Source organism: Streptococcus sp. HMSC072C09, assembly GCF_001813105.1.
Lineage (GTDB): Bacteria > Bacillota > Bacilli > Lactobacillales > Streptococcaceae > Streptococcus.
Genome location: NZ_KV811496.1, coordinates 91,584 through 91,849, shown reverse-complemented (window position 1 = coordinate 91,849; position 266 = coordinate 91,584). Strand labels below are relative to the sequence as shown.

Sequence of the window (266 nt, the reverse complement as noted above, 5' to 3'; positions counted from 1 at the left end):
GGACTAATACTAATAGCTCGAGGACTTATCCAAAAAGTAACTGAGGATATTTACAGCAGTTTAGATTTTTGTTAGAATATAGGTATTCAATTTTGAATGTTCATCATTCAGAGTTAAGTGACGATAGCCTAGGAGATACACCTGTACCCATGCCGAACACAGCAGTTAAGCCCTAGAACGCCGGAAGTAGTTGGGGGTTGCCCCCTGTGAGATATGGTAGTCGCTTAGCTTGATTCCGCCATAGCTCAGTTGGTAGTAGCGCATGA

1 rRNA gene is annotated in these 266 nt (G+C 42.9%); it reads left to right on the top strand.

The window, feature by feature from the left end:
- The first annotated feature begins 113 nt into the window (after nucleotides 1-113).
- A 5S ribosomal RNA gene (gene rrf, locus HMPREF2893_RS04380) occupies nucleotides 114-229 on the top strand.
- The last annotated feature ends 37 nt before the right edge of the window (nucleotides 230-266 follow it).